Here is a 13,051-nt window from a genome sequence, read left to right as displayed (position 1 = left end):
GCGGACGACGGGACTTCCGGGACACGCCCTACGTCCCGGAGCCACACCCGGCGGCGTACGCCCCCGCGGCACCCGTGCAAACGGTGGTCACCGCCCGGTCAACCGGCAACGGCGGACCGGGCGGGAGCATGTTCGGGCCGCAGCCCGTCGGCGGCGTGCCCGACCTCCGCGAACCTGCGCGCGGGTTTCTCCAGGACCGTGCGCCGGGCCGGGCGCGACGGCGCCGCCACCGCGGCGGAGGTCGTCGGAAGGGTGAACCACACGACCTTGCCGGACTCCCCGTCCGGCCGGACGCCCCAGCTCTCGCTCATGGCGGCCACCATCGCGAGCCCGCGCCCGCAGGTCGCCAGCGGATCGGCGTCGTCGACCACGGGCATCCGCGGGTCGTGGTCACGCACCGAGACCGTGAGCCGGTCGAGCAGCAGCTCTATCTCCACGGTGCACGTCTTGTCGGGCTGGGCATGCCGGTGGACGTTGGACAACAGCTCCGTCACCCCGAGCGAGGCCCGGTCGATCAGAGCGTCCAGATGCCAGTAGCGCAACTGCGCAGATACGATTCTGCGGACCTGGCCGATCCGCGACGGCAGGGCTTGGAGCTCCACCGTGCAGTGCCTGCTTGGGTAGCTGATCACGGCTGCGACTCCCCGACGTGAGGTCCGGAAGAACACGGAGTTCGGATCCAGCAGGGCGCCTTCGTGACGCTGCCGCCCGCTGTCGTGGCCGGCGGGCTGGTTCGCAGCGTTATCGCCGGTAAACCCAGAGTGACGTGAGACCAGAGTGACGCAGGGGGTGGGTTACCGCAACTCGCGGACATCTCAGTCGCCGCGCCCCGCCGCCCTGCGCACGGCCTCGATGAAGCGCCGTGCGGCCGGCGGCCCCGGCTCGCCCGGAGCGGGGTCGTGGTCGCCCAGGGTGAGCTGGTAGCGATTGCCGTTGAGATCCGCCGTGGCCCGGTCATCGGGGCCGAACCAGGGCTTGGAGGCGCGCACCGCCTGCACCGGCGCGCTGTCGATCTCACTGCCGTAGCTGGTCAGCAACTCGAGCCGGCCGTCGCTGATCCGGACCTGGCCGGCCCGGGTGAGCGAACGCAGCCGCTTCCCGATCCGCACGCCCGTGGCCCTGAACTCCGGCTCCGCCATGCCACCCGCCCCCTTGTGCGCGTCGGTGCACCGGCCCGCCCTCTGCGCGGTACCCGGCACAGGCTCGTGTCCTGATCCAGTGTGCCCCCGTCCGGAGACCTGCTCCGGTGGTGCGTCGTACCCCTGCCGGTACCCCGTGCGGAGCCCCGGTCCCGCGGTGAAGTCTGCCCCCACCCGGCGTCGAGCACCAGTACAGCAGACCCCCTCTCCAGGGGGCGCCCGGAGCACATACGCAAGTGCGCCCCCGGGACCGCGCGCCCCCTTGCCCCGGGCCCTGCCCCAGGGGGCGCTTTGGGGGGCTCAAAGGTACGTTTATGCAGGTGAGAAGCGTGAGCAAGGTGCTTATGATCGGGGTGTCGGCCGCGCGACGCGTCGTCGGCGCGCAGCGTTAGGAGCCCCCTCGTGAGCACTCCCCAGCAGACCCGGACCGGCGTGACCCTCGACGTCGACCACAGCGACGCCGCCTACCGGGCGTGGCTGAAAGAAGCCGTCCGCAGAGTCCAGGCCGACGCCAACCGCTCGGCCGACACGCACCTCCTCCAGTTCCCCCTGCCCGAGCGGTGGGGCGTCGACCTCTACCTGAAGGACGAGTCCACCCACCCCACCGGCAGCCTCAAACACCGGCTGGCCCGCTCCCTCTTCCTCTACGGCCTCTGCAACGGCTGGATCCGGCCGGACCGCCCGGTGATCGAGGCCTCCAGCGGCTCCACGGCCGTCTCCGAGGCGTACTTCGCGAAGCTCATCGGCGTGCCCTTCATCGCTGTCATGCCGCGCACGACGAGCGCCGAGAAGATCCGCCTCATCGAGTTCCACGCCGGCCGGTGCCACTTCGTGGACGACCCCCGCACGATGTACGAGGAGTCCGCCCGACTCGCGGCCGAGACCGGCGGCCACTACATGGACCAGTTCACCTACGCCGAACGGGCCACGGACTGGCGCGGCAACAACAACATCGCCGAGTCCATCTTCCGTCAGCTGCGCAGGGAGCGGTTCCCCGAGCCGGCGTGGATCGTCGCCACGGCGGGCACCGGCGGCACCTCGGCGACCCTCGCGCGCTACGTCCACTACATGCAGTACGACACGCGCGTCTGCGTGGCCGACCCGGAGAACTCGTGCTTCTTCGAGGGCTGGACCACCGGCGATCCGGACGTCACGTGCGACTGCGGCTCCCGCATCGAGGGCATCGGCAGGCCCCGCATGGAACCGAGCTTCGTGCCCGGCGCGATCGACCGGATGATGAAGGTGCCCGACGCGGCCAGTGTCGCCGCGGTACGGGCACTGGAGCGCGCCATCGGCCGCAAAGCGGGCGGCTCGACCGGCACGGGCCTGTGGAGCGCGCTGAAGATCGTCTCGGAGATGGTGTCCGAGGGACGGCGGGGCAGCGTCGTGACGCTGCTGTGCGACCCGGGGGACCGGTATCTCGACAAGTACTACTCGGACACCTGGCTGGCCGCCCAGGGGCTGGACATCGGGCCGTACACGGCCGCGATCGACTCGCTGCTGGAGACGGGGGTCTGGCCCGACTGACACGGCACCCCGGGCCTGCCGCCGGCGCGGCGCTACGACGCCGCAAGTCTCCGCTCCAGCGCCGTGACGGCGTCCCGGAAGGCCTTGGCCTGAGCCGCCCGTACCGGCTTCATGGCGAGCCGGTACGCCGCCGTCCCGTCGGTCGCGAACGTCCACCGCACCCGGGTCCCGGTACCTGCCGGGGCGAGCCGCCACTCCTCGACGATCGCGCGCACCCCGGGCACGTTGGTGACGTCGACGCGATAGGCGTACACCTCGGGTTCCCATGCCGCGATGATCGACTCCCGGAACCGGACGCCTCCCACGAGCCGGATGTCGCGCCCCTTCCCGCCGTCGATCGGGCGGGCGGCCGTCACCTGGGGGAACCAGTCGGCCCAGCCGGGCACGTCCTCCAGCGCGTGGAAGACCGCGTCCACCGGAGCAGAGATCTCGCGCGCGGAGACGTGCCGTACGGGCGCGACCCCGACGAAGTCGAGCCCCACCGGGCGCAGACGGTGAGCCATGGACGAAGCCCTCCCTGACGGCAGCGGGCGATGACCGGCAGCGTCACCCTAGCTGGCGGCCCGTCAGATGTCTCCACCCTCCTCGGGTTCGGGCTCCCCGGCCACCACCAGCCGTCGTAGATGCTCCACGACCACACCGCGCGCCTCGTCCGGCAGACCGGCGTCCGTCACGAGCGTGTCGATCCGCTCCAGCGAGGCGAACGAACTCAGACCGACCTTGCCCCACTTGGTGTGGTCGGCGACCACCACCACGCGCCGGGCCGACTGCACGAGCCGCCGGTTCGTCTCCGCCTCCGCGAGGTTCGGCGTCGACAGGCCGGCCTCGACCGATATGCCGTGCACCCCGAGGAACAGCAGGTCGAAGTGGAGCGCCGCGATCGCCTGGTCGGCGACCGGCCCCACCAGCGAGTCGGACGGCGTGCGCACACCGCCGGTCAGCACGACCGTGGCCGCGCCCTGCCGCGGCCCCGAGGTGCGCTGCGCCGCGTGGAAGACGTCGGCCACCCGCACCGAGTTGGTGACCACCGTCAGGTCCGGCACGTCCAGCAGTTGCTGCGCCAGCGCGTACGTCGTCGTACCGCCGGACAGGGCGATCGCCGCGCCCGGCGCGACCAGCTTGGCCGCTTCCCGCGCGATGTCCTCCTTGGCGGTCAGTTCCAGCCCCGACTTGGCCTCGAAGCCCGGTTCGTGCGTACTCGCCTCGACCACCGGGACCGCGCCGCCGTGCACCTTCTCCAGCACGCCCTGACGGGCGAGCGCGTCGAGGTCGCGGCGGACCGTCATGTCCGACACGCCGAGCTTGCGGGTCAGCTCGTTGACCCGGACCCCGCCCCGGCGGCGGACCTCGTCGAGGATCAGGGATCGCCGCTGCTCCGCGAGGAGGTTCTGATTCTCGCTCACGTACGCTCCGGTCCTTTCGCCTCAATGCCGTCCGTCAGGCCCAGCACACCTGCGCCAACCAGGACATTCTCCCCGGCTCCGGTGCGCGGACGCCTCATCCTCGCATGTCGCGGAGCAGGTGGCGCCACCGACCGCTCGTCGCGCACATGTCACCTGCGGCTCATCCGTCGCTTCGCAATGTCACGGATCGGGGAGATTCCGTGACAGGAGGTGTGCGGCGCCGCAGAAGTGGAGATCCTTGTGCCCGCACGGACAGAGCCGACGGCGTGTCACGGGGGAAGTGTCAATCAGTGGAACGTGCGCAGGAACAGGCCTCGACCGGCGGGCCGGACCATCCCGGCCGGCGGCCCGGTGAGACCGGGACCGCCCTGGAACTCCTGGTCCACGGCGTGGGGGGCACCACGCCGCAGGAGATGCTCAACGATCCGCGCACGGTGCGGATCACCGGCGACGGCATCGCGGCCGTCTTCCGGCGCGCCGACGACGTCGACGCGGAGACCAGCCCGGACGACCGCCGCCGCGACGGACCGGTGCCCGAGGCCTACGTCTGGTGCAACCTCACCTCCGGCAACGGCACCCGCGCCCTGTGGCTGTTGCTGCTGCCGTTCATGGTCGTCAACCTGGCCCACTGGATGCGCCCCAACGCCCGGGGCCGCCGCCGCACGGTGCGCCTGTACGGCCTCCTGGTCCGGCTCGCCGGGCTCACCCTGACGGTGCTGCTCGTCGCGGCGGCCTGCGAGGTCGCCCTCGACCTGGCGGCCTGGCAGTGCGCGGGCACACGCGCGTGCGCCGACCGGCACTCCTGGCTGGGCTTCCTCTCGCCCACCGTCTCGGACGGCGGCTGGTGGAGCAGCCCGGGCCGCAGACTCGCCCTGGCGTCCTTCGTCCCGACCGCCCTGACCGGTCTGCTGTGGTACCTGTCCCGGCGCACCTGGAGCGACTACGAGTCCCAGCAGCCGCCGGCCCGCGACCCCGAGCCCGACGAGGACGGCGACGGCCCGACCGCGCTGGGCCGGCCCGGCTTCTGGTACGGGCGCCGGCTGGTGGCCCGGCTGCGCGCCGCGCACACCGCCGCCGGACTGGTCACGGTCGCCGCCGCGGTAGCCGGCGCCGCCGCCCGCCACGACCGCGAGCCCGGCGGCCCCGCCGCACTGAACACCCTGGGCCTGCTCCTGGAGGCCGCCCTGGTGGCCTGTGCCGTCGCCGTGGTCTGGGTGGTGTGCCGCCGGGGCCGCAGCGAGAGACGCCTCGACCGGGAACTCGACGAGCGCTTCGTACGACGCCTGCCGCTCGCCGCCCTCGTGCTGCTGGCCCTCGCCCTGCTGTACGCGGGATGGGAGCGCCCCGGCTGGGAGTCGGCCGGCCGGCTGCCGGGCGACGCCACCTTCGGCGGTCTCGCCCTGGTCCAGGGCCTGCTCGTGATCGTCCTCGCCGGCGTCGCTCACGCACTGCACCGCACCGACCCCGACCGCCGGGCCGTGCTGCGCGGCCTCGGCGGACCGGCCGTCGCGATGCTGGCCTGCGCCCTGGGCGGCGTGATGTCCGGCGGGGTGGCGCAGCGCGTGTCCGACTGGCTGGACGGCACCGGGACGTCGATCGACGGCCCGCCGGTCCTGCTGACCTGGCAGGCGTCCGTGATCCCGCCCGTGATCGTGGTGCTCTTGGTGCTCGTCGGCTGGCTGGCCCACCGTGCCCGGCAGCTCGCCCGCGCCGAGCGCGAGGCGGTGGCCCGCGACTACCCGGACGAGGCCCAGGACCGTGCCCGTACCAGCCGTATCGCCTACACCAGAGCGATGGCCTCCCTCACCGACCGGGGACCCCGCGTCGTCGCCGTCACCTCCGGTGTCACCCTGCTGCTCGGCGCCGGAGCCCTCGTGGGCGCCCTGACCACCGACGAGACACCCGGCGAGGCGGCGCAGGGCACCTACCCCGTCGTCCACGGCGCCGCCGAGACCGCCCAGGCCCTCGGCTCCTGGCTGATCGGCCTCGGCTTCGTACTGTTCGTCACCTGGGGCAGGCGCGCCTACAAGGACGCCGCGGCACGCCGCACCATCGGCATCCTCTGGGACGTCGGCACCTTCTGGCCGCGCGCCGCCCACCCCTTCGCCCCGCCCTGCTACGCCGAGCGCGCCGTGCCCGACCTGACCTGGCGGATCGCGACCTGGACCCGCGTCACCGGCGGACGGCTGGTCATCTCCGGGCACTCGCAGGGCAGCGTGCTCGCCGCCGCCGCGGCCTGGCAACTCGCGCCGTCCACCCGCAGACGCGTCGCGCTGCTGACCTACGGCTCCCCGCTGGAGCGGCTCTACGGCCGCTGGTTCCCGGCGCACTTCGGCCCCGCCGCGCTCAGCTCCCTGCACCGGGAGGTCGACTGCTGGCGCAACCTGTACCGGCTCACCGACCCCATCGGCGGCCCCGTGCGCCTGCCCGGCGACCACGACCTCGGGGTCGACCACGTGCCGCTGATGGACCCCCTCTCCTACGGCCGCACCGACCTGCACCCGCTGCCGGCGCCGATCCTCGGCCACTCCGACTACCAGGCCGATCCGGCGTTCGCCGAGGAGCGCCGCAAGCTGCTGGCCCGGCTGCGGCCGGGCCTGCCGACACCCCGTCCGGAGGCCGATCCTCAGGGCAGCTCGGGGAGGTCCTCGGCGTAGAGCAGGGTCAGGTCGTCCGTGCTCGGCTCGGGGAACTGGGCGACCCGGCTCGCGTGCCGCTCCACCATCGCCTCGAAGGTCTGCCGGGCGGTACGGCCGTTGCCGAACGCCGGACCCTTCGGGATCTCCGTGAAGTACTTCCGCAGGGCCTTGGCCGCGCCCTCCGCCAGCCGGTACTCGTGCTCCTCGGCCTGCTGCTCCACGATCCGCAGCAGGTCCTCGGGGCCGTAGTCGCTGAAGGTGATGGTCCGTGAGAACCGGGAGGCCACCCCGGGGTTGACCGACAGGAAGCGCTCCATCTCGGCCGTGTAGCCCGCGACGATCACCACGACCGCGTCCCGGTGGTCCTCCATCAGCTTCACCAGTGTGTCGATGGCCTCCTTGCCGAAGTCGCGGCCCGCGTCCTCGGGGGACAGCGCGTACGCCTCGTCGATGAACAGCACACCGCCGCGCGCCTTCTCGAAGGCCTCCTGCGTGCGGATCGCGGTCGAGCCGATGTGCTCGCCCACCAGGTCGACCCGGGACACCTCGACCAGGTGGCCCTTCTCCAGCACACCGAGCGACGCGAGGATCTCGCCGTACAGCCGTGCGACCGTCGTCTTGCCCGTGCCGGGGGAGCCGGTGAAGACCAGATGCCGCTTGACCGACGCGGCCTTCAGGCCCGCCTGCTGCCGGCGCCGGCCGACCTCGATCATGTCGGTGAGGGCGCGCACCTCGCGCTTGACGCTCTCCAGGCCGACCAGCGCGTCGAGTTCACCGAGGACGTCCTTGGAGGTGCGGGCCGGCTGCTCGGGCTCCGCGACCGGGGCCGGGGCCGGGGGCGCCGGCTCGGTGCGCTGCCCCGGGACCGCGCCCAGCAGGCCGGGGGAGTGGCTCACCGTCTGCACGGCCGTCTCCCGCGCCGCCGGTGCCCGCAGTCCCGCGCTCTCGTCGCTGGTGCAGTCCTCGACCAGGGGGCCCGCCCCGGACGACGCGTCCGCGCCGCTGTCCGCGAACTCGTAGCCGCCGCGCGCGCACCGCTCCGTGCGGCACTTCCGCAGCGTCGTACGGCTGCCGTCGATCACGTGGAAGCCGTAGCCGCCGCTGCCCGTCACCCGGCAGTTCTGGAAGCTGCCGCGGCCGCCCGCCGAGACGTACACCCCCGCCTCCGCGGGTGAGTCGACCGTGCAGCGTTCCACCGTGGGGTCGGCGCCCTTGGTGACGATGACGCCGGTCTGGGTGCCGTCCAGCGTGCAGTTGCTGAGGGTGCCCCCGCTGCCGTGGTCGCGGAACCAGGCGCCCGTCGCCGCGTCCCGGATCCGGCAGTCGTCGAGCTGCGCGGTGGCGCCGTCGCTCACCGACACGGCCGTGTTGCGCACCTGCGACAGGTCGCTGTCGACGACGTCCGCGCGCGAGCCGCGGTCGAGGACGAACAGGGCGTCCGGCACGTCGTGCACCCGGCACGAGTCGAGCACCGCGGTGGCGCCGTCGCTCACCCACACCGCCGGGTAGTCGCCCGTGCTGTCGAAGATCTCGCACTGGTTGGCGTCCACGCGTGTGCCCGGGTCCCACACCGACAGGCCGTTGCGCCCGAACTGCCGCACCGTGGTGCGGGTCAGTGTGAGGACGGAGCGGGAACGCAGGTCGACCGCGTTCTCCGGGATGTCGTGGATACGGCAGTCGGCGAGCGTCAGCACGGCGTCCGTGTCGAGCGTGACACCGTCGGCCGTCGTGCGGTGCACATCGCAGTCGGTGAGGTGCGCGGTGGCCCGGCCGGTGATCTGCACGCCGCTGCCCCGGACCTCGTAGACCTCGCAGCCCACCGCCTCCAGCGCCGAGTTCTCCCCGGTCGCCGACAGGCCCGAGCCCGAGGTGTGGTGCACCCGGCAGCGCTCCAGACGGGGGTGGGCGCCGCCGCGCACCGCCACGCCCGCCTGGCCGGCCGCGACGACCTCGCACTCCTCGAACAGCCCGCCCGCACCGTCGAGTACGGCGATGCCGATGCCCGCCGGATTGTCGACCGCGCAGCGCCGGACCGTGGGCCTGGCGCTGCCGCGCACCTCGATCCCGGTCGCCGACCGCGTGACCACCCGTACGTTGCTCAGTTCCGGAGTGCCCTCCTCCACCAGCACCGCGGGGGCCGCCGCGTCCTGGCCCTCCACGTGCAGGTCCTGGACCACCGCCGAGGCGCGCACGGTCAGCGGCACGCCGTCCGCGGGCGCGATCCGCACCGAGCCGGGGGAGCCCTCGGGGCCGCGCAGCGTCACCGCGCGCTGCACGACGAGGTTCTCCCGGTAGGTGCCGGGGGCGACCGTGAGGACGTCTCCGTCGGCCGCGGCCTCCAGGGCAGCGGCGAGCGATGCGTACTCACCCGTGCGGCGCCGCCACCGCGACGTGCCGGTGTGCGTCACCTGGACCGTGCCCTGTGCCATGGTGTAGCTGTGCCCCCACCTCGGTCGTACTGATGGCTCGTTCGCCTTCGGGGCGCTCCAACCGGTGTCGGGACCGCGACCGTGCCGGGCCCCCTCGGGCCTGCGCGCGCACGCGGCATCGAAACCGGCGCGCCCCTCCTGCTCGCTCGCGCGCGGGTTGTGCCGAACGGTTCGGCCGGACCACCGTAGCGTGCGCGCGGGTGGTGGGTTGACCAGAGCCGGAAGGCTGTCAGCTGCCGGTGCCCGTCCTGCCCCAGTCCGGGCCCGCCTTGTCCCATGCCTGGTCCCAACGGGCGTACCGGCGGCGGACCATGCGCCAGACGATCAGCCGTCTGCCGCCCTCTATGAGACCGCCGGCCACGAGGGCCGCGCCGAAGCCGGCGAGGACCGCGTGCGTCGACGCCGTCGCGGAGTCGAGGGGGCGGGCCACCATCCGGCCGTGCCGGTCGGTCCAGATCCGGAACTCGTCGCCCTGTTGCGGGTCCTTGAGGCTCGCCAGCACCGGGCCGTGCTGCGCGGTGCCGTCGGGTGCCGTCCAGTCGGCGAGGACGCGGTTGCGCAGATCCCGGCCCGTGGACGTCTCGGGGTCGGCGTCCAGCGGGGAGGGGTCGAGCTTGCGGACCACGGTGGCCGTCACGAGGTGCCGCGCTTCGTGCTGCTCGCGGACGGAGCGCTGGAGCGCTTCCTGGGCGGCGCCCCCGACGAGGGAGCCGGCCACCGGGGCGGCCAGGAGGATCAGCACCAGGGCCGCCAGCGCCACCCAGGCCTCGGCCAGATCGGTGGCGCGGCACAGCGGGTTGCGCCGCCAGCGCCAGAGTCCACTGATCGCTCGCACTGCCTGCACCCCCTTCCGGCTCCGTGATAACCCCCGGCGGAGCCGTCCGCGCGCCAACCCGGCGAAGAGAGAGGGAAATCACCTCTCACCGGCGACTCTCATGCACTTCTCACACAACGCCAACGCCCGGCCCCGTCGCCCGGTTCCCGCCCGGGCGCAGACCTCCGGCCCGGCCTATTCGAGGATCGTGACCGGGTCACCGACCCGGATCGTGCCTCCGGACAGGGGCACCAGGTTCTGCCCGAAGACCAGCTTGCCGCCGAGCCGCCGGTGCCGCCCCAGGCTGTACAAAGGCTCGCGGCCGCGCTCGCCGGTGCCCTGGTCGGTGGTGGTCACCACGCATCGTCCGCAGGTCTTGGCGACGCGGAAGGACACGTCCCCGATCGTGAGACGCGACCAGTCGTCCTCGGCCCAGGCGTCGGTGCCCGCCACGACCACGCTCGGCCGGAAACGGTTCATGGGCAGCGGGCCCTCGTCCGCGTGGTCCCCCTGCGCGATCAGCGCGTTGAGGGCGTCGAGGGAGGCCGTGGTGGTGAGCAGCAGCGGAAAGCCGTCGGCGAAGGAGACGGTCTCGCCGGGGCGCGCGTACTCCGGGTCGACGGGCCGGCGCGTGGCCGGGTCGTCCATGTACGCGAGACGCACGCCGATGCCGAGATAGGCGCTGCACCAGGCGTGCGCGGCCTCGTCCTCGGCCGGGACCGCGTCGACCTTGTCGCGGAAGATCTCCACCGGCACCGTGGCCGACGGCCGGGGAACGGACACCGTCAGGGGGTCCATGCCGGGCGCGGACAGGCGGACGCCGCCGTCCGGCAGAAGCTCGGCGGCGGCCAGGGCGAGGCAGGGCTGCTGGCGTTGCGTGACGACCTTTCCCCCGTCGTCGATCAGCACCCAGCGCCGGTCTCCGGCCAGCCCCCAGGGCTCCACGGCGGCCTCCCGGGGCGCGAGGCCCCGGACCGCCTTGACCGGATGGACGTGGATCGAGTGCAGGTGTGCGTTCCCCATGGGGCCATCGTGCCAGTCGGTACCGACAGCCCCCGGGCGGGCGGCTCAGTAACCGCGGTACTGCTGGTTGTACGGGTCCTGATAGGGAGCCTGGGCGGGCCGGGGAGCCGCGGGACGCATCGCCTCGTAGCCCGCGCCGGGTGCCGCCGGACGCGGTGGCTGCGGCTGGGGGCCGGGATAGCCGCGCGGTGCGGTGGCCTGCTGCGGGATGTACGCCGCGGGCGCTTGCTGGAGCGGGGCGGGCTGCGGCGCCTGCGGATACCCGTAGGCGGGCTGGGAGGGGGCTGCAGGAAGGGCGGGCAGCGCCGAGGGGAGGGCGGGCAGGTTGCCGCCCGGCGTGTCGTACTGCGCGGGGACCCGGATCGGGGCGATCTGCGGGGTGCCCCGCTCGGCGACGAGCTTGTCGTAGATCGGGGTGTCCGGGAAGGAGGCGGAGTAGTAGCCGCCGCCATAGGTGGAGCGGGGGGAGGTCATGGCACATAAGTTAAGCCCACGATGTGCTGGTTGGGGAGACCGATAAGAGGGTTGTTTTCCGTGTCGGCAGTGACCCGGTATCCCCAATGCGAGCGAACTCGGCAAAAAGGGGCGCCGGACGGGGTTCTGATCGTGTAAAGGCCGAGTTCCGGGCGGGTTACCGGCGGGTTGACCCCCGTCTTCCGGTGGCGACGCATGGGAGTTCGCCGCGGGGAGGAATAGGTTGTGCGGACGGAACTCGACGGACGGCCGGGGATGGCCTGGCGCGGTGACACGCAATGGGGGCGGACATGCAAATGTTGAAAGGTTCAAATACTGCTGTGCCTACCTCGGCGCTGCGCGTGGAATTGGGCTGGCGCGCCGGACCGGGGGTGCCCGACGCCGACGCCTCCGCTTTGCTGCTGGTAAGCGGAAAGGTCCGGTCCGACGCGGACTTCGTCTTCTACAACCAGCCCGCGCACTCCTCCGGCGCGATCCGCCACGAGGGCAAGCGGAACGCCGACGGCCGGGTGACCGACACGCTCCTCGTCGACCTCACGCGCGTGGAGCCCGCGATCGAGACGATCGTCCTCGCCGCCTCCGCCGACGGGGGCACGTTCGGGCAGGTCCCGGGCCTGTACATCGAGGTCCGGGACACCACTGGGGGAACGCCGGTCGCCCGCTTCGACGACCCGGGCGCCACCACCGAAACCGCTTTCGTGCTCGGCGAGTTCTACCGCCGCCAGGGCGCCTGGAAGTTCCGCGCCGTCGGCCAGGGCTACAGCAGCGGACTCGAAGGACTGGCCACGGACTACGGCATCTCGGTGGACGAACCGCAGCAGGCGGCCCCGACCCCGACCCCGGCTCCCGTGCCGCCCGTGGCCGCGCCCTCGGCGTACCCGCCCCCGCCGCCCGCGCAGCCGCTGGCGCCGCCCCCGCCGGCCGCGCCCCCGGCGGCACCGCCCGAGCCCGTCCGCCTCACCAAGGTGACGCTCACCAAGGCGGCCCCCTCCGTGTCGCTCACCAAGCAGGGCGGCACCTCCGGAGCCCTGCACGTGAACCTCAACTGGCAGGTGCGCAAGCAGTTCTCGGGCTGGAGCAGCAAGTTCGGCCGCCCGGCCGCGATGCACTCCGACCTCGACCTCGACCTGTGCGCGCTGTACGAACTCGCCGACGGCAGCAAGGGCGTCGTACAGGCCCTCGGCAACGCCTTCGGGGCCCTGCACCAGCCCCCGTACATCCACCTCGACGGCGACGACCGCACCGGCGCCGTGTCGACCGGTGAGAACCTCACCGTCAATCTCGACCACAAGAACGCTTTCCGGCGCATCCTCGTCTTCGTCACCATCTACGAAGGCGCCCGCTCGTTCGCCGACCTGAACGCCACCGTCACCCTCCAGCCGCAGCACGGCGCCCCCATCGAGTTCTTCCTCGACGAGTGCACCGTCCCCTCGCCCGTGTGCGCGCTCGCCCTGATCACCAACACGGGTGGCGACCTCGTCGTGCAGCGGGAGGCGCGCTACCTCGTGCCCGAGCGCGGGGTGAGCCCGCAGCGGACCGTCGACTACGCCTACGGGTGGGGCATGAACTGGACACCCGGGAGGAAGTGACTCCACCCGCGGCG

11 protein-coding genes are annotated in these 13,051 nt (G+C 73.0%); 3 read left to right on the top strand and 8 right to left on the bottom strand.

Annotated elements, in window-relative coordinates; translation table 11 throughout:
• Positions 1 to 98: 98 nt before the first annotated feature.
• On the bottom strand, positions 99 to 632 hold the full coding sequence (locus tag GTY47_RS32510) for an ATP-binding protein (protein WP_173937331.1): 534 nt from the start codon (positions 630 to 632) through the stop codon (positions 99 to 101).
• 183 nt (positions 633 to 815) lie between these two features.
• Positions 816 to 1,139 (bottom strand): hypothetical protein, encoded by a 324-nt coding sequence (locus GTY47_RS32505; RefSeq protein WP_010043251.1) that lies wholly within the window; start codon positions 1,137 to 1,139, stop codon positions 816 to 818.
• 402 nt (positions 1,140 to 1,541) lie between these two features.
• On the opposite strand from GTY47_RS32505, the gene GTY47_RS32500 reads away from it, so the two are divergent.
• Positions 1,542 to 2,666, top strand: coding sequence for a PLP-dependent cysteine synthase family protein (locus GTY47_RS32500; protein WP_010043249.1), 1,125 nt, complete (start codon positions 1,542 to 1,544; stop codon positions 2,664 to 2,666).
• Positions 2,667 to 2,698: 32 nt separating this feature from the next.
• On the opposite strand, the gene GTY47_RS32495 is transcribed toward GTY47_RS32500, so the two are convergent.
• Positions 2,699 to 3,169: an SRPBCC family protein gene (locus tag GTY47_RS32495; RefSeq protein ID WP_010043247.1), complete on the bottom strand. Its 471-nt coding sequence runs from the start codon at positions 3,167 to 3,169 to the stop codon at positions 2,699 to 2,701.
• Positions 3,170 to 3,232: 63 nt separating this feature from the next.
• Positions 3,233 to 4,069 carry a DeoR/GlpR family DNA-binding transcription regulator gene (locus GTY47_RS32490; RefSeq protein WP_010043244.1) on the bottom strand — a complete coding sequence of 279 codons (837 nt, stop codon included), beginning with the start codon at positions 4,067 to 4,069 and terminating at the stop codon, positions 3,233 to 3,235.
• A 290-nt stretch (positions 4,070 to 4,359) separates the two neighbouring features.
• On the opposite strand from GTY47_RS32490, the gene GTY47_RS32485 reads away from it, so the two are divergent.
• Positions 4,360 to 6,726: a hypothetical protein gene (locus GTY47_RS32485; protein ID WP_010043241.1), complete on the top strand. Its 2,367-nt coding sequence runs from the start codon at positions 4,360 to 4,362 to the stop codon at positions 6,724 to 6,726.
• On the opposite strand, the gene GTY47_RS32480 is transcribed toward GTY47_RS32485, so the two are convergent.
• The 4 genes from GTY47_RS32480 to GTY47_RS32465 form a co-directional block, all read right to left on the bottom strand.
• The gene (locus GTY47_RS32480; protein ID WP_010043238.1) at positions 6,696 to 9,137 is read right to left on the bottom strand and encodes a right-handed parallel beta-helix repeat-containing protein; all 2,442 of its coding nucleotides are present in this window, start codon (positions 9,135 to 9,137) and stop codon (positions 6,696 to 6,698) included. The two genes, GTY47_RS32485 and GTY47_RS32480, sit on opposite strands and share 31 nt — an antisense overlap.
• Before the next feature lie 229 nt (positions 9,138 to 9,366).
• Positions 9,367 to 9,972 carry a hypothetical protein gene (locus GTY47_RS32475; protein ID WP_010043235.1) on the bottom strand — a complete coding sequence of 202 codons (606 nt, stop codon included), beginning with the start codon at positions 9,970 to 9,972 and terminating at the stop codon, positions 9,367 to 9,369.
• A gap of 174 nt (positions 9,973 to 10,146) precedes the next feature.
• Positions 10,147 to 10,974 (bottom strand): MOSC N-terminal beta barrel domain-containing protein, encoded by an 828-nt coding sequence (locus GTY47_RS32470; protein WP_010043233.1) that lies wholly within the window; start codon positions 10,972 to 10,974, stop codon positions 10,147 to 10,149.
• Between the two features lie 45 nt (positions 10,975 to 11,019).
• Positions 11,020 to 11,448 (bottom strand): DUF6643 family protein, encoded by a 429-nt coding sequence (locus GTY47_RS32465; RefSeq protein WP_010043232.1) that lies wholly within the window; start codon positions 11,446 to 11,448, stop codon positions 11,020 to 11,022.
• Positions 11,449 to 11,744: 296 nt separating this feature from the next.
• Here GTY47_RS32465 and GTY47_RS32460 point away from each other — a divergent pair, with 296 nt between their 5' ends.
• Positions 11,745 to 13,037, top strand: a complete 1,293-nt coding sequence (locus GTY47_RS32460) for a TerD family protein (RefSeq protein ID WP_029181403.1) — start codon at positions 11,745 to 11,747, stop codon at positions 13,035 to 13,037.
• Positions 13,038 to 13,051: the final 14 nt, after the last annotated feature.

The organism is Streptomyces sp. SID5464 (assembly GCF_009862985.1).
Taxonomy (GTDB): domain Bacteria; phylum Actinomycetota; class Actinomycetes; order Streptomycetales; family Streptomycetaceae; genus Streptomyces; species Streptomyces chartreusis_D.
The sequence above is the reverse complement of the archived record's forward strand: the minus strand, read 5'-3'. Positions and strand labels throughout refer to the sequence as shown.